General features: G+C 63.7%; 19 protein-coding genes. 11 read left to right on the top strand and 8 right to left on the bottom strand.

Annotation, left to right across the window (positions count from 1 at the left end; translation table 11 throughout):
• The first annotated feature begins 7 nt into the window (after window positions 1–7).
• Complete coding sequence (locus HX881_RS30080; protein ID WP_017124298.1) at window positions 8–961, top strand: GGDEF domain-containing protein; 954 nt, start codon at window positions 8–10, stop codon at window positions 959–961.
• On the top strand, window positions 961–1878 hold the full coding sequence (locus HX881_RS30075; protein ID WP_177088214.1) for a putative 2-dehydropantoate 2-reductase: 918 nt from the start codon (window positions 961–963) through the stop codon (window positions 1876–1878). The genes HX881_RS30080 and HX881_RS30075 overlap by 1 nt, the downstream gene beginning before the upstream one ends.
• Before the next feature lie 26 nt (window positions 1879–1904).
• Here the strand turns inward: HX881_RS30075 and HX881_RS30070 are convergent, their stop codons facing one another.
• The gene (locus HX881_RS30070; protein WP_177064869.1) at window positions 1905–3140 is read right to left on the bottom strand and encodes a M20/M25/M40 family metallo-hydrolase; all 1236 of its coding nucleotides are present in this window, start codon (window positions 3138–3140) and stop codon (window positions 1905–1907) included.
• A gap of 215 nt (window positions 3141–3355) precedes the next feature.
• Here HX881_RS30070 and HX881_RS30065 point away from each other — a divergent pair, with 215 nt between their 5' ends.
• Together HX881_RS30065 and HX881_RS30060 are read left to right on the top strand one after the other, a co-directional pair.
• Window positions 3356–5392 carry a sensor histidine kinase gene (locus HX881_RS30065; RefSeq protein ID WP_177088212.1) on the top strand — a complete coding sequence of 679 codons (2037 nt, stop codon included), beginning with the start codon at window positions 3356–3358 and terminating at the stop codon, window positions 5390–5392.
• Between the two features lie 2 nt (window positions 5393–5394).
• A complete protein-coding gene (locus HX881_RS30060) occupies window positions 5395–5979 on the top strand; it encodes a cob(I)yrinic acid a,c-diamide adenosyltransferase (RefSeq protein ID WP_017124302.1) in 585 nt (194 codons plus the stop codon).
• 108 nt (window positions 5980–6087) lie between these two features.
• Here the strand turns inward: HX881_RS30060 and HX881_RS30055 are convergent, their stop codons facing one another.
• The 3 genes from HX881_RS30055 to secA all read right to left on the bottom strand — a co-directional run bounded on the left by HX881_RS30055 (window position 6088) and on the right by secA (window position 11172).
• The gene (locus HX881_RS30055) at window positions 6088–7029 is read right to left on the bottom strand and encodes a Nudix family hydrolase (protein WP_177088210.1); all 942 of its coding nucleotides are present in this window, start codon (window positions 7027–7029) and stop codon (window positions 6088–6090) included.
• A gap of 61 nt (window positions 7030–7090) precedes the next feature.
• Window positions 7091–8308, bottom strand: a complete 1218-nt coding sequence (gene argJ, locus HX881_RS30050) for a bifunctional glutamate N-acetyltransferase/amino-acid acetyltransferase ArgJ (protein ID WP_177088208.1) — start codon at window positions 8306–8308, stop codon at window positions 7091–7093.
• Between the two features lie 128 nt (window positions 8309–8436).
• Window positions 8437–11172 carry a preprotein translocase subunit SecA gene (gene secA / locus HX881_RS30045; protein ID WP_042934581.1) on the bottom strand — a complete coding sequence of 912 codons (2736 nt, stop codon included), beginning with the start codon at window positions 11170–11172 and terminating at the stop codon, window positions 8437–8439.
• 308 nt (window positions 11173–11480) lie between these two features.
• Here secA and HX881_RS30040 point away from each other — a divergent pair, with 308 nt between their 5' ends.
• Window positions 11481–11936 carry a DUF721 domain-containing protein gene (locus HX881_RS30040; RefSeq protein ID WP_017124306.1) on the top strand — a complete coding sequence of 152 codons (456 nt, stop codon included), beginning with the start codon at window positions 11481–11483 and terminating at the stop codon, window positions 11934–11936.
• Between the two features lie 4 nt (window positions 11937–11940).
• Here HX881_RS30040 and HX881_RS30035 read toward each other — a convergent pair whose 3' ends face one another.
• Genes HX881_RS30035 through purU form a run of 3 tightly spaced genes read right to left on the bottom strand, consistent with a single transcriptional unit; the run spans window position 11941 to window position 14539 of the window.
• The gene (locus tag HX881_RS30035; RefSeq protein ID WP_017124307.1) at window positions 11941–13428 is read right to left on the bottom strand and encodes a helicase HerA-like domain-containing protein; all 1488 of its coding nucleotides are present in this window, start codon (window positions 13426–13428) and stop codon (window positions 11941–11943) included.
• A 34-nt stretch (window positions 13429–13462) separates the two neighbouring features.
• Window positions 13463–13660: a hypothetical protein gene (locus HX881_RS30030; RefSeq protein WP_017124308.1), complete on the bottom strand. Its 198-nt coding sequence runs from the start codon at window positions 13658–13660 to the stop codon at window positions 13463–13465.
• Window positions 13661–13690: 30 nt separating this feature from the next.
• A complete protein-coding gene (gene purU, locus HX881_RS30025) occupies window positions 13691–14539 on the bottom strand; it encodes a formyltetrahydrofolate deformylase (protein ID WP_042934597.1) in 849 nt (282 codons plus the stop codon).
• A gap of 349 nt (window positions 14540–14888) precedes the next feature.
• Between purU and mvaT the strand changes: the two genes are divergently transcribed.
• On the top strand, window positions 14889–15266 hold the full coding sequence (gene mvaT, locus HX881_RS30020) for a histone-like nucleoid-structuring protein MvaT (RefSeq protein ID WP_017124310.1): 378 nt from the start codon (window positions 14889–14891) through the stop codon (window positions 15264–15266).
• A 90-nt stretch (window positions 15267–15356) separates the two neighbouring features.
• Here mvaT and sbcB read toward each other — a convergent pair whose 3' ends face one another.
• Window positions 15357–16793 (bottom strand): exodeoxyribonuclease I, encoded by a 1437-nt coding sequence (gene sbcB / locus HX881_RS30015; protein WP_177088206.1) that lies wholly within the window; start codon window positions 16791–16793, stop codon window positions 15357–15359.
• 162 nt (window positions 16794–16955) lie between these two features.
• On the opposite strand from sbcB, the gene HX881_RS30010 reads away from it, so the two are divergent.
• From HX881_RS30010 to HX881_RS29990, 5 genes are read left to right on the top strand one after another with little or no spacing between them, the layout of a single operon-like run.
• Entirely contained in the window at window positions 16956–17681 is a 726-nt protein-coding gene (locus HX881_RS30010; RefSeq protein ID WP_017124312.1) for an RDD family protein, read from the top strand.
• Complete coding sequence (locus HX881_RS30005; RefSeq protein ID WP_177088203.1) at window positions 17678–18658, top strand: stage II sporulation protein M; 981 nt, start codon at window positions 17678–17680, stop codon at window positions 18656–18658. The genes HX881_RS30010 and HX881_RS30005 overlap by 4 nt, the downstream gene beginning before the upstream one ends.
• Window positions 18645–20174, top strand: a complete 1530-nt coding sequence (locus tag HX881_RS30000; RefSeq protein ID WP_177088201.1) for a DUF4129 domain-containing protein — start codon at window positions 18645–18647, stop codon at window positions 20172–20174. Before HX881_RS30005 ends, HX881_RS30000 begins: the two co-directional genes overlap by 14 nt.
• Complete coding sequence (locus tag HX881_RS29995) at window positions 20171–21334, top strand: DUF4350 domain-containing protein (protein ID WP_177088199.1); 1164 nt, start codon at window positions 20171–20173, stop codon at window positions 21332–21334. The genes HX881_RS30000 and HX881_RS29995 overlap by 4 nt, the downstream gene beginning before the upstream one ends.
• Complete coding sequence (locus tag HX881_RS29990; protein WP_177088197.1) at window positions 21331–22347, top strand: AAA family ATPase; 1017 nt, start codon at window positions 21331–21333, stop codon at window positions 22345–22347. Before HX881_RS29995 ends, HX881_RS29990 begins: the two co-directional genes overlap by 4 nt.
• Window positions 22348–22360 lie beyond the last annotated feature (13 nt).

Raw genomic sequence — 22360 nt, 5'->3', positions numbered from 1 at the left:
GCCACCCATGCCTAACCCGGATCTGAGCATTTTGCTGGTGAGTGACGGTCAGCTGGTAAGCAGTGCCTTTGGTAGCAGCCTCCAGCGTGCGGGTTACCAGGATATACGCCAGGCAAACGACGCCGTGCTGGCACTGGAACAACTCGACCAGCGAGCCGCCAGCGTGGTGGTCTGTGCCGGGGCCGCCGGCCTCAAGCTGGCGGCAAAGGTCAGACAGCGCGACGAGATGAACGATCACTATACCTATGTGCTCCTCATCAGCGCCGAACCTGCGCTCACGTTGCTCGACGATGCGTCGGACAATGATATCGACGACCTGATCGCCCCCGGCGATATCGAGCGCCTGCTGCTGACCCGGGTACTGGCCGCCGATCGCCAATGCAGCACCCTGCAGCGGCTGCGCCAGGAAAACCGCCTGCTGCGCCAGAACATCGCCAGCCTCGAACAACGCAATCTCGTCGACTCCCTGACCGGCCTGGGCAATGCCCGCTACCTGCGCCAGAAGCTGACCGACAGCCTGCGCCAGGTGCAGGCCCGTGGCGGCGCCATCTGCTACCTGCTGATCGGGGTGGAACAGGCGAACGAGCTGCAGCGCCAGCATGGCAACGACTTCTACGACGAGTTGCTGCAAGGCATTGCCCGGCGCCTGCAACAACTGGTGCGCCCGCTGGATGTGCTGGCACGCCTGGACGACCAGCATTTCGTCCTGATGACCATGCCGCCGGACCTCCAGGATTGCGCCCCCAGCAGCTTCAAGCGCCTGTATGACGGGTTGAACCTCAAGCCTTTCATGACCAACGCCGGGCCTATCGAACTGAAGGCCGGCATCAGCCTGGTGGGCCTGGACAGCAAATGCTTCCCGCTGGACCAGCAAACCCTGTTCGATGAGGCCGACCGTCTGCTGGCCGAATCCTATGCCGATGGCGTGGTCAGCGCCAAACGCCTGCCGGCCCGCAGCTGATGGCCACCACCTGGCACGTCCTTGGCGCCGGCAGCCTGGGCAGCCTGTGGGCCACCCGCCTGGCGCGCGCGGGGCTGCCTGTGACGCTGATCCTGCGCGACCCGGAGCGCCTGGCCGCCTACACAGCCAGCGGTGGCCTGACCCTGGTCGAACAGGGCCGGGAGCATCGCCTCGCCATTCCCGCCCAGACCTTTGACACTGCCGAGCCCATCAGCCGCCTGCTGGTCGCCTGCAAGGCCTATGACGCAGAGGCCGCCGTGGCCCGGCTGGCCCCACGCCTGGTCGAAAATGCCGAACTGGTCCTGCTGCAGAACGGCCTGGGCAGCCAGGATGCCGTCGCGGCGCTGGCGCCCAAGGCGCGCTGCATCTTTGCCTCCAGCACCGAAGGCGCCTTTCGCGACGGCGACTGGCGGGTCGTGTTTGCCGGACACGGCTTTACCTGGCTGGGTGATATCGCCCATCCCCAGCCACCCTACTGGCTCGACGATCTGACCCTGGCCGGCATTCCCCATGAATGGAACACACAGATCCTCACCCGGCTCTGGCGCAAGCTGGCGCTGAACTGCGCCATCAACCCGCTGACGGTGCTGCATGGCTGCCGTAACGGCGGCCTGCAGGATCACCACTGCGAAGTGGCGACCCTCTGCGGCGAGCTGACGGAACTGCTGGAATGCTGCGGCCAACCCGCGGCCGCACAGGACCTGCACAGCGAAGTGGAACGGGTCATCCAGGCCACGGCAGCGAACTACTCCTCCATGTACCAGGACGTCGCCCAGGGCAGGCGTACCGAGATCAGCTACCTGCTGGGCTACGCCTGCGCGGCGGCGGCACGCCATCACCTGAACCTGCCCCACCTGAACCAGTTGCGGGACCGCCTGGTCGCGCACCTTGCCGCCCGCGGATTGCCCACCACCTGAGCAATCCGTGAACGGATGCGGCGGTTTTACCGGCTGATTTCCATCAACATCCGGGTCAGCAGATAGAAACGCGGCACCACGCTCTCGACCTCGGCATATTCATCCTCGGTGTGAATACCACCGCCGACGATGCCGAAACCATCCAGTGTCGCCGTCCCCACCGCAGCCGACAGGCTGGCATCAGCCGCACCACCACTGCCTTCCAGGGTCAGCTTGCGGCCGATTTCGCCGTAGATCGCCTGCGCCTTGGCCGCCAGGGCATCCTGGGCCGGCGTTGGCGGCATCGGCGGCAAGCCACGGAGCAGGCTGGTCTTGACCTCGGTGTCGGCAATCAACTTGCTGGTCGAGACCTTGGCCAGGTCGCGCTCGACCCGGTCGAACTCCTCCGGCACCAGCACCCGGACATCGGCCTTGGCAACGGCTGAATCCGGGATCACATTGACCCGGTCACCGGCCTTGAGCACCGTGAAGTTGACCGTGGTCTGCTTCTCCGGATCCCCCAGCTTGCCCAACTGGAGAATCTGGTGCGCGGCTTCCATCGCGGCATTGCGGCCGCTGTCCGGGGCCACGCCGGCATGGGCCGACTTGCCCTTGACCTCCACCACCGCCGTGCCGCTGCCCTTGCGCCAGATCACCAGGCCGTCGGCCGGGCGACCGGGCTCCAGGTTCAACGTCACATCGTGCTCCCTGGCTACCCGCTGAATCAGTTCGGTGGTGCCCTTGGAGCCGGTTTCCTCGTTGGTATCGAGCAGGAAGGTGATTTTCGCGTAGTTCTTGAAGTCCAGGTCCTGGAGGATTTTCAACGCATACAGACCGGCGACGATACCGCCCTTGTCATCCATGACGCCCGGCCCGTAGGCGCGCCCGTCCTTGATATAGAAAGGCTTGGCTGTCGCCGTGCCTTCCTTGAACACCGTGTCCATGTGCGCCATCAACAGGATCCGCGCCTTGCCGTTGCCCTTGAGGGTCGCCACGATGCTCTCGCCCGGCTCCGGCGTGGCGGGAAAGGTCTCGATACTTGCCCCGAGCTTTTTCAGTTCGTCGGTGACGATGGCCCGGACCTGCTTCAGGCCCGGCTCGTAGCCTGACCCCGAGTCGATATTGACCAGCCGCTCCAGCAGCTTCAAACCGTCTTCCTTGTAGTGCTCGGCCTTGTCATGGACCGGCTTGTTGACCTCGGCCAGTGCCTGAGGCGCGCCTGTCGCCAGCGCCACCCCCATGGCAAGCCCCGCCAGTGCCGCACGCTTGAAATGAAACCCCATGGTCATTTTTCTCCCTGAACCCGGTTCTTGATGTTTTCTTATCGAACTGTGATCGCATCGCCCAGGCAACTTACAACGTGGGAAAGCAACCGTCGACCCGTTCAGTTCGCACCTTTGGCAAAAGGCCGTGGTAAAAACCGACGGTTTGATACACTCATTCACGGTCGGCGCGATCGATGCCCGCCCTCTTCATCCCTTGCCAAACAGGATCCGCAATGCCTTTGCGCCAGCGCCTAGAAAACCTGCCGGTCGGCCAGAAACTCCTGGCGGCCCTGCTGGTGCTGCTGACCACCGTACTGCTGGTGGCCAACCTGACTTTTATCAGCGCGGCCTACTGGATTTCCCAGGAAAGCATGGCCCCCCAGGCCTTGCAGACCATCGGCCGGCTCGTGTCCAACCCGGCCCTGGCCAGCCAGGCCCTGGACTCCGCCGCCAATGCCGAGACCCTGCTCAAGGAACTCAACACCTATTCCCCCCTGCGGGCCGCGGCCATCTACGACAGCAAGGGCGATCGGCTGGCCCAGTTGCAACACGGTGACCGCCTGAAGCTGCCGGAACGCTATCGACATATCGAAGCCTGGCGCCTGACCGAGTTTCGCAGCAACCAGGTGATCGACATGCCCCGTCCGGGCCAGGCGCCCGGCCACCTGCTGCTGGTGGCCAGCAGCGAGTTGCCTGTGGCCTTCTATACCGGAACCCTGACCGCCAGCCTGGGCATCCTGATCTTCAGCGTCCTGCTGTGGCTGATCATCGCCCGGCAGATCAAGCGACTGATCACCCGGCCGATCCACCAACTGGAAGAGTTGTCGCGCCAGGTGACCCGTGAGGAGAATTATTCGCTGCGGGCATCACGGGGCAATCACGATGAAATCGGCAGCCTGGCCGAGGCCTTCAACACCATGCTCTCGCGCATCGAAGCCCGCGAGCAGCAGCTCAAGCGCGCCCGTGACGATTCCCAGGCCGCCTATGACCAGGCCCAGGGCCTTGCCGAGGAAACCCGGCATACCAACCGCAAGCTGGAACTCGAGGTCCAGGTCCGCAGCAAGATCGAGAAAAAACTCACCGGTTTCCAGAACTACCTCAACAGCATCATTGACTCCATGCCCTCGGCGCTGATCGCCCTGGACGAGCAGCTCTACGTCACCCAGTGGAACCAGGAGGCCAGCGCACTCTCCGGAACCCGCCTGGACGAGGCGCTGAACCAGCCGATCTTCCTCGCCTTCGAGCCGTTGAAACCCTTTCTGCCGCAGCTCAAGGACACCGTCGAACAACACAGCGTGGCGAAGATTGAGCGCGTCACCTGGATCAAGGACGACGAGGCCCGCCACTATGCCCTGACCTTCTACCCGCTGATGGGCGGTGCCGGCCGCGGCGTGGTGATCCGCATCGACGACATCACCCAGCGCCTGTCCCTGGAAGAAATGATGGTGCAGTCGGAAAAGATGCTTTCGGTCGGCGGACTCGCCGCTGGCATGGCCCACGAGATCAACAATCCGCTGGGGGCGATCCTCCACAACGTGCAGAACATCCGCCGGCGCCTGTCCTCGGATCTGCCGAAGAACCTCGAGTACGCCGAACAGGCCGGAATCGACCTGGACACCGTCAACCAGTACCTGACAAGCCGCGAAGTCCCGCAACTGCTCGACGGCATCCAGCAGGCCGGGGCACGGGCGGCAAAGATCGTCACCCACATGCTCAGCTTCAGCCGCCGCAGCAACCGGGAAATGGCCCCGTGCGACCTGCCGGCGCTGATCGACCAGGCCGTGGAAATCGCCGGCAACGACTTCGACCTGGCCATCGGTTTCGACTTCAAGGGACAAGCCATCATCCGCCAGTTCGACCCGCAGCTGGGGCCGGTCCCCGGCACCGCCAACGAACTGGAACAAGTGCTGTTGAACCTGCTGAAAAACGCCGCCCAGGCCATCCACCAGCGCGATGACGACCGCGAGCCCGGGCGTATCACCTTGCGCACCCGGCTGAACCCGCCCTGGGCGGAAATCCAGGTCGAGGACAACGGCATCGGCATGTCGGAGAACATCCGCAAGCGCACTTTCGAACCCTTCTTCACCACCAAGGAGATCGGCCAGGGCACAGGGCTGGGGCTGTCGGTTTCCTATTTCATCATCACCAACAACCACAAGGGCCAGATGGAAGTGCAATCGACCCTTGGCCAGGGCACCTGCTTCACCCTGCGCCTGCCGCTGGCCGGTAGCCAGGCCACCCTTCCCGTACTGAACCAAACGGAGCTGTAACCATGGGTTTTCGCCTGTCGAAGATTTACACAAGGACCGGTGACACCGGCGAAACCGGGCTGGGCGATGGTCGTCGCGTGCCCAAGGACCATCCGCGGATCGAAGCCATCGGTGAAGTCGACAGCCTCAACAGCCAGCTCGGCCTGCTATTGGCGGGCCTGGCGGAACTGGTGGTCATCCACCCGGAACTGGAGGAACTGATCGAAGTGCTCGCACCTTGCCAGCATCGGCTGTTCGACCTCGGCGGCGAGCTGGCCATGCCGGAGTACCAGGCGCTGAACAAAAGCGAAATCGACCGACTGGAAGCGGCCATCGATCGTTGGAACGAGGAACTCGGGCCACTGGAGAACTTTATCCTGCCAGGCGGCTCGATGCTGATTGCCCAGGCCCATGTCTGCCGTAGTCAGGCACGCAGCGCGGAGCGCCGTTGCCAGCAGCTCAACGCCTTGGAACCCTTGAGCGGGGTTGGTCTGGCCTATATCAATCGACTGTCGGATCTGCTGTTCGTGGCGGCACGCCTGATTGCGCGGCGCGAGAAGATTGCGGAGATATTGTGGGAGGCGGCGAAGAAGCCGGTCTCCCACTAACCCGCTGCAGGAGCCGGCTTGCCGGCGACGAGGCCCTGAGGTCGTGTATCGATTGACCGGGCGCCATCGCTGGCAAGCCAGCGCCTACAAGGGAAGCCGCGGCCCTGATTACTGCGGCCAGAACGCCCGGATGCCGGCCACGCCCTGTGCACCGGCTTCCCAGGCACGCGGCTGTTCCTGCGGACCAACGCCCCCCAGCAGATACACCGGTCGGTTGAAACCACCGATCAGCTGCTGCGCCTGTTCCCAGCCCAGGGGCTGCGCATCGGGATGGGTCAGGGTCGGCTGGACCGGCGACAATGTGACGAAATCCACGCCCATCTGCTCGGCCAAGGCCAGCTCTTCAGCGTTATGGCACGAAGCCGCCAACCAGCGATCCGCGGGCAATGGGCGACCGGCACTGGCGTACTTGCGCAACTGCGCCGCCGTGATATGCCAGCCGGCCGAAGGGAAATCACCCAGCCATTCGAACGGCCCCTTGAGCATCAGTTGCGCCTTGCCGGCACACAAACCCACCGCATCCACCGCCAGGTCGCGGTACTTCGGGTCATAACCGTTCGGCGCACGCAGCTGGACCAGCCTGATCCCGCCGGCAATCGCCTTCTGGACACCCCGCAACAGCTCCGGCGTCTCCAGGCCTTCCGGCGTGATCAGGTACTCGCCCGGCAGACGGGCCGCCGCGATGATCGGCTGGTTGGCCGCCGGGAACTCGTAGTCCGCCAGCTCCCGCTGCGTGACCCAGGCCAGCGGCTGGCCTTCGGCACCATGGGGTTCGCCGGTAAAGGCCGAAACCTCCCAGACGTCCAGCAGCACCTGCTTGTCCGGATAGTCGTGGCGCACCTTGATCAAGGGCCGGGCCGTGGTCACCACGATACCCAGTTCCTCCCGCAGCTCACGGGCCAGGGCGACCGCTACCGCTTCGCCCTCCTCGACCTTGCCGCCGGGAAACTCCCACAGACCGCCCTGGTGCTGGGAATCGGCACGCCGGGCGATCAGGATCCGCCCATCGTTGCCTCGAATAACGGCCGCGGCCACATGTACGCGTTTCACGCTGAAAGCTCCTATAAATCCGCACCTGACAGAACTGGCCCCTACAGGGGGGAAGTCGTACTTACGTGCGGTATTCCGCGTTGATCTTCACGTATTCGTGGGACAGGTCGGTAGTCCAGATGGTTTCGCTGCAGGCACCACGTCCCAGTTCGATACGAATGGTGATTTCCTCGCGAGCCATCACCGCCGAGCCCTGCTCCTCGGTATAGGTCGAGGCACGGGCACCACGACTGGCGATACAGACCTCGCCGAGGAACACATCGATCTTGCTCACATCGAGGTCCGCGACACCGGCACGACCGACCGCCGCCAGGATACGGCCCCAGTTCGGATCGGAGGCGAACAGCGCGGTCTTGATCAGTGGCGAATGGGCCACGGTGTAGCCCACGTCCAGGCATTCCTGGTGAGTGCCGCCGCCGTTGACTTCGACAGTGACGAACTTGGTCGCGCCTTCACCGTCACGGACAATCGCCTGGGCCACTTCCATGCAGACTTCGAACACCGCCTGCTTCAGGGCCGTGAACAGCGGACCGCTGGCTTCGGTGATTTCCGGCAGCCTGGCCTGGCCGGTGGCGATCAGCATGCAGCAATCGTTGGTCGAGGTATCGCCATCGATGGTGATGCGGTTGAACGACTTGTTGGCGCCGTCGAGCATGAGGTTCTGCAGGACTTCGCGGGAGACTTTGGCGTCCGTGGCGATGTAACCGAGCATGGTCGCCATGTTCGGCCGAATCATGCCGGCGCCCTTGCTGATGCCGGTGACGGTGACGGTGACGCCGTCGTGCTGGAACTGGCGGCTGGCGCCCTTGGGCAAGGTGTCGGTGGTCATGATGCCGGTAGCGGCAGCGGCCCAGTTGTCCACGGACAGGTCGTCCAGGGCTGCCTGCAGGGCACCTTCGATCTTCTCGACCGGCAATGGCTCGCCGATCACGCCGGTGGAATAGGGCAGCACGGCATTGGCATCGACGCCCGCCAGTTCGGCCAGTCTGGCACAGGTGCGTGCCGCGGCAACCAGACCGGGCTCACCGGTGCCGGCGTTGGCGTTGCCGGTGTTGGTCAACAGGTAGCGCACCGGCCCCTGCACGCGCTGTTTGGCCAGGATCACCGGCGCGGCGCAGAACGCGTTCAGGGTGAACACGCCGGCCACGGTGGAGCCTTCGGCACAGCGCATGACCACGACATCCTTGCGCCCCGGGCGCTTGATACCCGCCGAGGCGATACCGAGTTCAAAACCGGCAACCGGGTGCAACGTTGGCAAAGGACCAAGACCAACAGCCATGAATGCGCTCCTATCAATGTTCAATGTGATGTCTGCACTGCCGGCAAAAGGGACAGTGTTTCAAATGGAAAAACGCCGCGACGGCTGAAGCCGGTCGCGGCGCGGTAGTTCAGGGGTCAACAGGAACCTTAGCTGATCTGCCCATGGCAATGCTTGTACTTCTTGCCCGAACCGCAGTAGCACAGTTCGTTGCGGCCCAGCTTCTGCTCGTTGCGGACCGGAGCGGCGGCCAGGGCGACATCAACCTCCTCGCCCAGCACTTCCGGCTCTTCCAGGCCAGGCGCTTCGGCGTGCTGGAACTGCATGCGCTGGGCCAGGGCTTCGGCTTCCTGGCGCAGGCGCGCTTCTTCCTCGATCGGATCTTCGCGGCGTACCTGCACATGGGACAGCACACGGATCGAGTCGCGCTTGATCGAATCGAGCAGTTCGGAGAACAGCGTGAACGACTCGCGCTTGTACTCCTGCTTCGGGTTCTTCTGGGCATAGCCGCGCAGGTGGATACCGTGGCGCAGGTGGTCCATGGTCGACAGGTGGTCTTTCCACAGGTCGTCCAGCACCCGCAGCACGATCTGCTTCTCGAAGGTCCGCAACGCTTCGGCGCTGGCCTGCTCTTCCTTCTCGTTGTACGCCGCCAGCAGCTCGTTGAGGAGCTTCTCGCGCAGGGTTTCCTCGTACAGGTGATCGTCTTCGTCGAGCCATTGCTGGATCGGCAGCTTCACGCCGAAATCGTTTTCCAGGGCTGCTTCCAGCCCGGCGACGTCCCATTGCTCCGGCAGCGACTGCGGCGGAATGTGTGCGCTGACAGTGGCGTTGAGCACATCCTGGCGGAAATCGGAGATGGTTTCGCCGATATTGTCGGCCGCCAGCAATGTGTTGCGCATGTGATAGATCACTTTACGCTGTTCGTTGTTGACGTCGTCGAACTCGAGCAATTGCTTGCGGATGTCGAAGTTGCGGCCTTCGACCTTGCGCTGGGCCTTTTCGATGGCGTTGGTCACCATGCGGTGCTCGATCGCCTCGCCAGGCTGCATGCCCAGGGCCTTCATGAAGTTCTTCACCCGGTCGGAGGCGAAGATACGCATCAGGCTGTCTTCCAGGGACAGGTAGAAACGACTGGAACCGGCGTCACCCTGGCGACCGGCACGACCACGCAACTGGTTGTCGATACGGCGCGATTCGTGACGCTCGGATGCGATGACCTGCAGGCCGCCCGATTCGAGCACCTGCTGGTGACGCTTCTGCCAGTCGGCCTTGATCTGGGCGATCTGCTCCGGCGTCGGGTTTTCCAGGGAAGCCACTTCGACTTCCCAGTTGCCGCCCAGCAGGATGTCGGTACCGCGACCGGCCATGTTGGTGGCAATGGTCAGCGCTCCCGGACGACCGGCCTGGGCAATGATTTCCGCTTCCTTCTCGTGGAACTTGGCGTTCAGGACCTTGTGCTCGATACCTTTCTGGTTGAGCAGGTTGGACATGTGCTCGGAGGTTTCGATGGTCGCGGTACCCACCAGCACCGGACGCCCCTGCTTCAGGGACTCCTCGATGTCGGCAATGATCGCCGTGTACTTCTCTTCGGCGGTCAGGAACACCAGGTCGTTGTAGTCCTTGCGCGCCAGCGGCTTGTTCGGCGGGATGACCATCACCGACAGACCGTAGATCTGGTGGAACTCGAACGCTTCGGTGTCGGCCGTACCGGTCATGCCGGACAGCTTGGTGTAGAGACGGAAGTAGTTCTGGAACGTGGTCGACGCCAGGGTCTGGCTTTCGGCCTGGATATTGAGGTTTTCCTTGGCTTCGATGGCCTGGTGCAGGCCTTCGGACAGGCGACGGCCCGGCATGGTACGACCGGTGTGCTCGTCGACCAGGACCACCTGACCATCCTGCACGATGTATTCGACGTTGCGGTGGAACAGCTTGTGTGCGCGCAGGCCGGCATAGACGTGGGTCAGCAGGCCAAGGTTATGCGCCGAGTACAGGCTCTCGCCTTCGGCCAGGAGGCCGACCTGGGTCAGCATCTCTTCGATGAACTGGTGGCCGGCTTCGTTCAACTCGACCTGGCGGGTCTTCTCGTCGATGGTGAAGTGACCTTCCTTGGTCACCACGCCTTCGACTTCCTCGATGTGCTGGGTCAGGCGCGGGATCAGCTTGTTGATCTCGGTGTACAGGCGCGAGCTGTCTTCGGCCTGGCCGGAGATGATCAGCGGGGTACGGGCTTCGTCGATCAGGATGGAGTCGACTTCGTCGATCACGGCGAAGTTCAGCTCGCGCTGGAACTTCTCTTCCATGCTGAACGCCATGTTGTCGCGCAGGTAGTCGAAACCGAATTCGTTGTTGGTGCCGTAGGTGATATCGGCGGCATAGGCCGCGCGCTTCTCTTCCGGTGGCTGGAACGGCGTGACCACGCCGACCGTCAGGCCGAGGAACTCATAGAGAGGACGCATCCAGTTGGCGTCGCGGCGGGCCAGGTAGTCGTTCACCGTCACCACGTGCACGCCCTTGCCGGACAGCGCGTTGAGGTAGACGCCCAGGGTTGCTACCAGGGTCTTGCCCTCACCGGTACGCATCTCCGCGATCATGCCTTCGTGCAAGGTCATGCCACCGATCAACTGGACGTCGAAGTGGCGCATGCCCATGACACGCTTGCCGGCTTCACGGGCGACCGCGAAAGCTTCCGGCAGGATCTTGTCGAGGGTTTCACCTTTGGCTAAGCGGGCCTTGAACTCTTCGGTCTTGGCGCGCAATTGCTCATCCGAAAGGGCCACCATTTGCTCTTCGAAGGCATTGACGATCTGTACCGTCTTGAGCATGCGTTTGACTTCACGCTCGTTCTTGCTTCCAAAAAGTTTCTTTAACAAAGGCGCAAACATATCGGCAGGTTCTTCCACACATAGGGATGGAGGGCGGCCCCGTGAGTCGCCCGAGCAGCCCTCATGGCCGCATGCGAACGAGCATTCTACCCGGAAACGGTGGTGAGGAAAGTGGCGTTATTCCACGATGCTGGCACTGCGCTTTGACGGGGCCACTCTAAAATAAGGTCTTTTTCCCGAACTTCAAGCCACCAAGCCCGGAAACTGGTTGCAGACTTTAGGGGCAAAGCCGCTCTGCATCAATGGGGGCCGGCTGCCCTGCCCGTTTCTGCTACCATGGCCGCTCTGTTACTTCAGGTGTCTGAATCATGGCATTTCGCCCTCTCACCGCCCGGGCACCCGCCGTCCTGCTTCGCGAGGCCAAGCCGCTGAAAGCGATTTTCGGCCATGCCCAACGCCTCGCGCACCTGCAGCGCCTGGTGGAAAGCCAGTTGCAGCCCGCGGCCCGCGAACACTGCCATGTGGCCTCCTGGCGCGAAGGCAGCCTGCTGCTGATCGTCACCGACGGACACTGGGCAACCCGCCTGCGCTACCAGCAAAAACGCCTGCAACGGCAGTTGCAGGCATTCGACGTGTTCATCGGCCTGAACCGCATCCTGTTCAAGGTGCAGCCGCCGACCGTCCAGCAGGGCGCGGTGGGTCACACCATGGACCTGTCGATCAATGCCGCGCAGACCATCCAGGAGACGGCGGACGGCATCAGCGACCCGAACCTGCGTGCGGCCCTCGAACGCCTGGCCAGCCACGCCCGGCCCAAGGCCTGAGCACTCAACGGCGCTTGTTGCCGCCGAGCAACGAGCCCATCAGACCACGTACCAACTGTCGCCCCAACTGATTGGCCGCCTGCCGCATGGCGGACTTCAGCGCCTGCCCCGCCGCCGTTCCGAGGAACTCGCCGGCCTTGTCCGCCAGGCTCGGCTCTTGCGCCGTCGCTTCGTCGGTGGACGCAGGAGCTTCGCTGACCGGTGCCTTGCGCGCCATCAGGATTTCATAGGCCGACTCGCGATCGACAGGCTTGTCGTAGCGACCGAGCAGGGCCGAGCCGGCGACCAATGCCGCCCGTTCGGCTTCGCTCAACGGGCCGATGCGCGATTGGGGCGGTGCGATCAGCACCCGCCGGACCATCTCCGGCGTACCCTTGTCCTGCAAGGTCCCCACCAGCGCCTCGCCGATCCCCAGCTCGGTCAGTACCGCCAGGGCCTCGAAGGCCGGGTTGGGCCGAAAGCCCTCGGCGACCGCCCGCAGCGATTTCTGCTCGCGCGCCGTGAAGGCCCGCAGGCCGTGCTGGATCCGCAACCCCAGCTGCGCCAGGATGGTATCCGGCAGGTCACCCGGCGACTGCGTGACGAAGTACACCCCGACACCCTTCGAGCGAATCAGCCGGACCACCTGCTCCAGGCGGTCCTGCAAGGCTTTCGGGGTACCGGCGAACAACAGGTGCGCCTCGTCGAAGAACAGCGCCAGCAGCGGCTTGTCCGCATCGCCGCGTTCGGGCAGTTGCTCGAACAGCTCGGCCAGCAGCCACAACAGGAACGTCGCGTAGACCTTGGGTGCTTCGTGTACCAGGCGACTGGCATCGAGCAGATGAATCCGTCCGCGCCCATCGCCGGCCGGCTGCAGGATATCTTCCAGTTGCAGCGCCGGCTCGCCGAACAGCGCTTCGGCGCCCTGCTGTTCCAGGGTCGCCAGGCGCCGCAGCAGCGCCTGGCTGGAACCGGTGGTCATCAGCGCCGCGTCTTCGCCCAGCAGTTGAGGATGATCCTTGAGGTGATTGAGCAGCGCCTTGAGATCCTTCAGGTCGAGCAACAACAGGCCTTCGCGATCCGCCACCTTGAACGCGGCATACAAGGCCGACTGCTGGCTGTCCGTCAGTTCCAGCAACGCACCGATCAGCAGCGGCCCCATTTCGCTCAGGGTCGTGCGCAACGGATGCCCGGATTGTCCATGGATGTCCCACAAGGTCACCGGATAGGCCCTGGCCTGGTAATCCAGCCAGGGCATGCCGGCAATCCGCTCCGCCACCTTGCCCTGGGGATTGCCCGGTGCGCCCAGGCCACAGAGATCGCCCTTGATATCCGCCGCGAACACCGCGACCCCGGCATCGCTGAAGGCTTCGGCCAGGCGTTGCAGGGTCACGGTCTTGCCGGTCCCGGTAGCCCCGGCGATCAGGCCGTGACGATTGGCCAGGCGCATCGCCTGGCCAATGGGTTGGCCCGCCGGGTCGGCGCCGAAAACAAGTTGTGCAGGATCCGTCATGTCGTCACCCAGGGTTGGTCGCTGAGACAAGCCACTAGGATTTTAGCGGACCTCGGGAAACATCGACGGAAATCGTCTCGGACTCTTCCTGCAACTGCCGCCAGAGTTCGGCGGCACCGGGAAACTCGGTACCGTCCTCACTGCTCATGGCGTCGGGGTCATAGCGGCTCAGGCAGCCTTCCCCCAGGGTCGGCGGCGCCTTGGAGGTGGCCTTGTCGAGTGGATCGCCCATCAGCAAACCTCCAGGCCCGTCGACGGGCGGTCAGAACACCACGGTCTTGTTGCCGTGCACCAGCACACGATCTTCCAGGTGATAGCGCAGGCCACGGGCCAGCACCATCTTCTCGACATCGCGGCCGAAACGCACCATGTCCTCGATGCTATCACTGTGGCTCACACGTACCACATCCTGTTCGATGATCGGGCCGGCATCCAGCTCTTCGGTCACGTAGTGGCAAGTCGCACCGATCAGCTTCACCCCACGCAGGGATGCCTGGTGATAGGGCTTGGCGCCCACGAACGAAGGCAGGAAGCTGTGGTGGATATTGATCACCTTGTGCGCGTACTCGCTGCACAGTTCCGGCGGCAGGATCTGCATGTAGCGCGCCAGTACCACCACATCGGCATCGTGATGCTTGACCAGGCGCGACACCTCGGCGAAGGCCGGTTCCTTGTCCTGTGGATTCACCGGCACATGGTAATAAGGAATACCGTGCCACTCGACCATGCTGCGCAAGTCGTTGTGGTTGGAAATCACGCAGGCGATCTCGCAATCGAGCTCATCGCTGTGCCAGCGGTGCAGCAGGTCGGCCAGGCAATGGGATTCGCGGCTGGCCATCAGGACCACGCGCTTCTTCTGCTCGGTGTCGGTGATGCGCCAGGTCATGGAGAACTCTTCGGCGATCGGGGCAAATGCCTCGCGGAAAGCATCCAGGCCAAACGGCAGGCTGTCGGCACGGATCTCGTGGCGCATGAAGAACCAGCCGCTGAGGTTGTCGGAGTGATGGCTCGCTTCGGTGATCCAACCGTTGTAAGACGCCAGAAAGTTACTGACTTTGGCAACGATGCCAACGCGGTCGGGGCAAGCGATCACCAGCCGGAAAGTGCGCATGAGGGGGAAACTCCAGAACTTCGCAAAGGCGGCCATTCTAGCGAGTGCGCGGCAAAACTGCAGTATTCCTTGCAATGCGCGCTGCAACAGGCGGCCCGCGGGCCCGGACAGCAGGACAAGGCTCGCGACATCAACTGAAGCAGCCGGCAGTTTCCATAGTTCAACGGCCCACTCGTGGGACTATTCTCAAGCGTCGCGGGCAGAACATCTAACAGGCACACATCGCGCGCCTGCAAAGTTCAAAAATTAAATGCAACAAACATTCGCTTAATTGTTTACTTGGGCAAACTGTCTGACTACTATTGCGACACTGCACCCTGTCACACACGACTCACATAAGGTAGTCCTCATGTCCCTGATCAACAAATATCGCGCCACAGAAGTAGCTATCAAAGAACTGCAAGCTCAGATGGCAGCGATGGAAAAAGACGGCGCCCTGAAAAAAGAAATGGAATTCGAAAAAGAACTGCGCGCTCTGCTGGCCAAGCACGCCAAATCGCTGCGCGACTGCCAGGTGATCCTGGACCCTCAGTCCAAAGAAAAAGCCCCACGTGGCGGCGCGGTAAAAACTACTGGCACCAAGCGTGCGCGCAAGGTCAAGCAATACAAAAACCCGCACAACGGTGAAGTCATCGAAACCAAAGGTGGCAACCACAAGACTCTGAAAGAGTGGAAAGCCAAGTGGGGCGGTGACGTGGTTGAAGGCTGGGCCACTCTGCTGGGCTAAGCGAAATACCCGTCGCGGCGCTGTTTGCGCTGCAGAAAAAACGCCAGCTTGCTGGCGTTTTTTATTACCTCGATTTAATCCGTCGCCCGCTCAATCCAGCGCAATGTTAAAACGAGTGCACAAAGAGAGTGCATGGCGCTGCCATTCACCGAGCACTTGTGCCTGCTCAGGCGTGGCATTGGTCAAACAGCTCGTAAGCGCTTCGCTAAATCCCGCCAGGGTATTTGGCGCGCCCCAGCTCGATTCACTCAAGCGTTGCCGACAGAATGTCTGCCAACGCTGTTGCTCTTCTTCGCCCAAGGTATCGGGAAAGTTACGTGCGCGATAACGGAATAATAATTCTGGCAAGCGCTCATCATCGAAAGGCCATTGCTCCCGTGTCAATTGCTCCGGCCCCGCGTTGCGCACTTGTTCACATAAGCGGCGGTCCCGATCGCCAAGAAAACCATCGTATAACTGCTGCTCCGGGTCTTGGCTGGGGGTGAAATCTTCTGCCGCATAAATCGCCTGGACTTTCTCCCGCCAAACTTCCTGTGTGTCATTAAGCCGCAGGCGACGGGCCTCATAGAGCGCCATGTCGAGTTGCAGGCGCTGCTGGTCTTCTCCCCGTAAAACCGCCATCGGCGCCACGACCGGACAGCGATTGACGTGAATCAACTTGAGCGGCACCGGCAATTGCCCATCCGCCATGTCTTCACGACGGGTATACAGATGCTGGCGCAGCAATTCGGCATCCAGGTCCAGCAGCGGCTGCGGATCCTGATGCAAGTCGCAGACAATCAGCGCATTGCGATTGTGCGGATGCCAGGCCAGTGGCAGGACCACTCCCAGGTAGTTGCGGGCCGCGGAAAAACGTCCGGAGATATGCACCATCGGTTGCAACAGGCGAATCTGATCCAGCACCCGCTGCTTGCTGCGTAACTGGAAGAGCCAGTCATACAACTTCGGCTGCTTTTCCCGGATCAGCCGCGCCAGGGCGATGGTCGCGCGGACATCGGACAAGGCCTCGTGGGCATGGCCATGATCGATGCCGTTGGCGGCCGTCAGTCGCTCCAGCCTCAAGCTCACCCGCCCGTCCTCCTCCGGCCAGACAATGCCCTGGGGACGTAGTGCATAGGCGGCACGCACTACGTCGATCAGATCCCAGCGGCTGTTGCCGCCCTGCCATTCCCGCGCGTAGGGATCGAAGAAGTTCCGGTACAGGCTGTAGCGCGTCACCTCGTCATCGAAGCGCAGGGTGTTGTAGCCGGCGCCGCAGGTTCCCGGTTGCGCCAGCTGGGCGTGCACCCGGGTCATGAAATCGGCTTCCGCCAGACCCTGGCTGGCCAGTTGCGAGGGAGTGATGCCGGTAATCATGCAGGCCGCCGGATGCGGCAGGATATCCTCGCTGGGCTGGCAGTAGAGATTGACCGGTTCGTCGATCTCGTTGAGCTCGGCATCGGTACGGATGCCCGCCACCTGCAAGGCGCGGTCGCAGCGCGGATTGATCCCGGTGGTTTCGTAGTCGTACCAGAAGATAGTGGTCACGGCTTGTTCCTGAACAGAAGACCGGGGCAGTCTAGGCGCTCGATAGCCCTCGGGGCCAGTCGCCCGGCACAACTTATATATACAGCCGATTGCAGAGTTCGGTTGCTTAGCCCGGCAGCGCTGGCTAGGATCGGCCGACAAGTCCCTACCGACATGGCAGCCATGCCGCCGACTTCAAGCCCGACAAGGAATGCACCGCTGCAAACGCCACTGGATACCCGTTACCAGGTCGAGACCCCGGAAGGTATCGACCTGCCCCTGCGCCCGGCCGGCCTGCCGGTGCGGGCGGTCGCGTTCGCCATCGACCTCGGTGTACGCGGCGTGATCCTGGGCGCCCTGCTCTCGGTGCTGACCCTGCTGGACAAGTTCGGTGCCGGCCTCGGCTCGATCATCCTGTTCCTGGTCAGCTGGTGGTACATGGTGCTGTTCGAAGTGCTCAACCAGGGCCGCTCGCCCGGTAAACAGCTGATGGGCCTGCGGGTGGTGCACGATGACGGCACACCGGTCGGCTGGTCCGCCTCGCTGACCCGCAACCTCCTGCGTTTCGTCGACATGTTGCCGTTCGGCTATTGCCTGGGCGCCCTCAGTTGCCTGCAGCATCCGACCTTCAAGCGCCTGGGTGATCTGGCCGGCGGCACCCTGGTGATCTACCGCGAACAACCCTTGTCGCGCCCGACCCTGCCCGAAGCGGTGCCGAGAACGCCGGTGTTCGCCCTGCGCCTGAACGAGCAACGGGCCCTGTTGAGTTTCGCCGAGCGCCAGGGCGAACTGTCCGCCGAGCGCGTCAACGAACTGGCCGGCCTCCTCGCCCCGGCGCTGCGGGTCCCGCCCTCCCTGGCCGTGACCGAGCTGAACGGCATCGCCCGTGGCCTGCTGGGGCCGACATGAAACAGAGCCTCTTCGAAAGCCGTCACCAGCCCGAGTGGCAACATTTCAGTCATCTGCTCGAACAACTGGAACGCGGCAAGGCCAAGGCCGATACCTCGACGCAATTCCCCGCGGCCTACCGGCGCCTGTGCCATCAACTCGCGCTGGCCCAGGAGCGCGGCTACAGCAGTCACCTGGTGGATCCGTTGCAACAGCTGGCCCTGCGCGGACACCAGCAGCTTTACCGACATCGCAGTCGCCTGGGCGCCCAGCTGCTGGGATTCATCCTCGCCGACTTCCCCCGCCTGGTACGCCGGCAATGGCCCTTTGTCCTGGCCGCCGGCCTGCTGTTCTTCGCCAGCCTGCTGCTGATCGGCGTGCTGGTCTACCTGTTCCCGGACCTGATCTACAGCATCGTCAGCCCGCAACAGGTCGCCGACATGCAGAACATGTACGATCCCGCCGCCAGCCGGCTGGGACGCACCGCCGCACGCGCCTCCAGCGAAGACTGGGCGATGTTCGGCTACTACATCATGAACAACATCGGCATTGCCTTCCAGACCTTTGCCGGCGGCTTGCTGTTCGGCCTGGGCAGCCTGTTCTTCCTGCTGTTCAACGGCCTGACCATCGGTGCGGTCGCCGGCCACCTGACCCAGATCGGCTTCGGCCAGACCTTCTGGTCCTTTGTCATCGCCCATGGCGCTTTTGAACTGACCGCCATCGCCCTGGCCGGTGCCGCCGGGCTGCAACTGGGCTGGTCGCTGGTAGCACCAGGACGCCTGAGCCGCGGCGAAGCCCTGCGCCTGGCGGCGAAAAGCAGCATCCAGATGATCGCCGGGGTGATCCTGTTCCTGCTGATTGCCGCGTTTATCGAAGCCTACTGGTCCTCGCGGACCCAGCCGACGCTGCTGATCAAGTACCTGGTGGGTGCCGGCGCATGGTTGCTGGTAGCGGCCTACCTGCTGTTTGCCGGACGGAGTCGTCATGCGCCTGACTGACGCCAGCGTCACCATCCGCCCACGCAGCAGCTGGGAAGCCATGGACCTCGGTATCCTGCTGGCCAGGCAACACCGTGGCTTGCTGACGACCAGCTGGGCCATCGTCACCCTCCCGGTCTTTGCCTTGCTGAGCCTGCTGCTGTGGGAACATCCGTCGATCGCCCTGCTGCTGTTCTGGTGGCTGAAGCCAGCCTTTGAACGCCTGCCGCTGCATATCCTGTCCAGGGCCCTGTTCGGCGATACCCCGGACCTGAAACAGGCCCTGAAAGCCTGGCCGCGCCTGCTCAGGCCACAACTGCTGGCGAGCCTGACCTGGCGCCGGCTGAGCCTGAGCCGCAGTTTCACCCTGCCGGTGCAACAGCTCGAAGGCCTGGGCGGGCAAGCCCGGCAACAGCGCCTGCGCGTCCTGCTGCCACGGGCCAACCGGGGGGCGCGCTGGCTGACACTGATCGGCGTGCACCTGGAGTCGGTGCTGTGGATCGGCTGCATGGCGTTGTTCTACCTGCTGCTGCCGCGACAGATAGAGCTCGACTGGAACTGGCAGAAACTGGTGTTCGCCGCCCAGCACGGCTGGCTGTGGCTGGAACACCTGACCAACCTGTTCTATGTGCTGGTGCTGATTGTCTGGGAACCGATCTATATCGCCTGCGGCTTCAGTCTCTATCTCAATCGACGCACCGTGCTGGAAGCCTGGGACATCGAGCTGATCTTCCGTCAATTGCGCCAGCGCCTGGCGCCGATGCTTGCCGGTCTGATGGTCGCGGGTCTGTTGCTGGTATCACTGCCCGCGCCGGTGATGGCCGCCGCGCCACCCGCTCCGGACAGCCCGCGCCTGCTGCAACAACCGCTGACCAGCCAGGCGGCCCACGACTCGATCAAGGCGCAACTGGACGCGGCACCGTTCAAGAACCGGGAAACCATCACCCGCTGGCGTCTGGGAGATCCCTCCGCGAAGAACGAAAAGGCCGCGCCCGGCTGGCTGCAGCGACTGCTGGGCGGCCTCGACAGCCGCACGTTCGACGGCCTCGCCGATGGCCTGGCGGTACTGCTCTGGGCCAGCATTTTCGGCTTGATCGCCTGGCTGGCCTGGCGCTATCGGGACTGGTTGCAGGCCTTTGTCAGCCGGCGTCCGGCTCCGCCGGCAAAACCGCGCCCCGGTGCGCCGGCGCAACTGTTCGGGCTCGACCTGACTACCGAGAGCCTGCCCGAGGATATCGCCGGCCGCGCCGAAGCCCTCTGGTCCAGCCAGCCCCGCGAGGCCATGAGCCTGCTCTATCGCGGCTTGCTGAGTCGCCTGCTGCACGACTTCCAGGTGCCCCTGAAAAATGCCGATACCGAGGGCCAGGTCCTGGAGCGGGTCGCGCATCTGCGGCAACCGGAACTCCAGGCCTTCAGCCAGAAACTCACCCGCCACTGGCAGAACCTCGCCTATGGCCATCGCGCGCCCTCGCCTGAACTGCAAGAGGAACTGTGCAACGGCTGGCGCCAGCTGTTCGGTCCGGGAGCCCTTTCGTGAATCGTCGCCGGACACTGCTCGGGGCCTTGCTGGTCGGCGGCCTGCTGCTCGGCCTGGGCCTGTACCTGTATCACAAGGCGGTGCCCTACCCCGTGGTCATCGACCATGGGCCGTCCCCCGAAGCCCGCGCCTATCCCTATCTCGCGGCGGAAAACTTCCTGCGCCAGCAAGGCCTTGACGTCCACCACGCCAACGACCTGCGGATCCTCCCGGACCTGGACCCGCGTCACCACAGCCTGATGCTGCTGGGCGAGCGCTCGAACATGAGCCCGCGCCAGGCCGACCAGTTGCTCAACTGGGCCCGGGCCGGCGGCCGCCTGCTGTTCGTCGCCGAAGCCCTCTGGGACCCGCGACAAGGCCGCAGTGGCGACCTGCTGCTGGATCGCGTACAACTGCGCCAGTCCCTGAGCAAGGACCTCAAGGGCGACGGCCCCGAACCCGAGGACAAGTACTACCCGCAACTGACCCGGATGTACCTGGAGGACGAGGACGCCCCGGCCTACTTCAGTTTCGACACCGCCTTCCACCTGTCCGACCCGCAGAACCTGGCGCAATCCTGGGCCAGCAGCGCCACTTCCACGCACCTGATGCAAATGAGCTACGGCCTGGGCACGATCACGGTACTGACCGACGCCGACCTCTGGACCAACGCCGCCATCGGTCGCTACGACAACGCCTGGCTGCTCTGGTACCTGAGCCAGGACAGCGACGTCACACTGCTGTTCAACACCGACCATGACAGCCTGTTCAGCCTGCTGCTGCGCTATTTCCCCCAGGCACTGGTGGCCCTCGCCGCCCTGATCGCCCTGTGGCTATGGCATGTCGGCCTGCGCCAGGGTCCGTTGCAGGCCCCGGCCTCCAAGGCCCGCCGGCAACTGCAGGAACACCTGCGGGCCAGCGCCGATTTCCTGCTCCGGCGCAGCGACCAGGAGGCCTTGCTGCAAGCCCTGCAACAGGACATCCTGCGCCGCGCCCGCCGCCGACACCCCGGATTCGAACGGCTCGGCGTTGCCGACCAGTGGCAGGTGCTCGCGCGCCTGACCCGCCAACCCACCAGCGCCATCAGTCAGGCCTTGCGCCCACGCCCGAAACAGCGCCTTTCCAGCGCTGACTTCAGCCGCCAGGTCGCCCACCTGCAAACCCTCAGGAATGCCCTATGAGCGAACATCCAACGGAACCGGCACCGGCGGTCGACGCCGAGGCCCACGCCCTCCAGCAGCGCCATCGCGCCAGCCAGCTGGCCCAGGCGGTGCGTCATGAACTGCAAAAGGCCCTGATCGGCCAGGACGCGGTCATCGACGACGTCCTGACCGCGCTGATCGCCGGCGGCCATGTCCTGCTCGAAGGCGTCCCCGGACTCGGCAAGACTCTCCTGGTGCGGGCCCTGGCCCGTTGCTTCGGCGGCGACTTCGCGCGGATCCAGTTCACCCCCGACCTGATGCCCAGCGATGTCACCGGGCATGCCGTCTACGACCTGCAGACCGAGCAGTTCAAGTTGCGCAAGGGCCCGCTGTTCACCAACCTGCTGCTGGCCGACGAGATCAACCGCGCCCCGGCGAAAACCCAGGCCGCCCTGCTCGAAGCCATGCAGGAGCGCCAGGTCACCCTGGAGGGTCGCGCCCTGCCGATTGCCCAGCCATTCATGGTGCTGGCCACCCAGAACCCGATCGAACAGGAAGGCACCTACCCGCTGCCCGAGGCCGAGCTGGACCGCTTCATGCTCAAGCTGCGCATGGACTATCCGGAGGCCGAGCAGGAATTGAACATGGTCCGCCAGGTCACCCGCTCGACCAAGGCCGACATGCTCGACGTGCAACCGCTGCGTACCGTGCTGCAAGCCAAGGATGTGCTGGCCCTGCAACGTATCGCCAGCGACCTGCCGCTGGACGAGCAGGTCCTCGACTACGCCGTGCGCCTGGCCCGGGCCACCCGTACCTGGCCCGGCCTGACCCTCGGCGCCGGTCCCCGCGCCTCGATTGCCCTGGTCCGCGGTGCGCGGGCACGGGCCTTGTTGCGTGGCGGCGATTTCGTCATACCGGACGACATCAAGGGTTGTGCGCTGGCCGTCCTGCGCCATCGGGTCCGTATCGCCCCGGAACTGGATATAGAAGGCCTGTCGGTCGAGCAGGTGCTCCGGCAACTGCTCGACCAGGTCCCGGCGCCGCGCCTGTGAGTCAGCCCAAACG

It is taken from the genome of Pseudomonas gingeri (assembly GCF_013386115.1).
GTDB lineage: Bacteria > Pseudomonadota > Gammaproteobacteria > Pseudomonadales > Pseudomonadaceae > Aquipseudomonas > Aquipseudomonas gingeri.
This window is presented reverse-complemented; position numbering and strand designations above follow the sequence as displayed.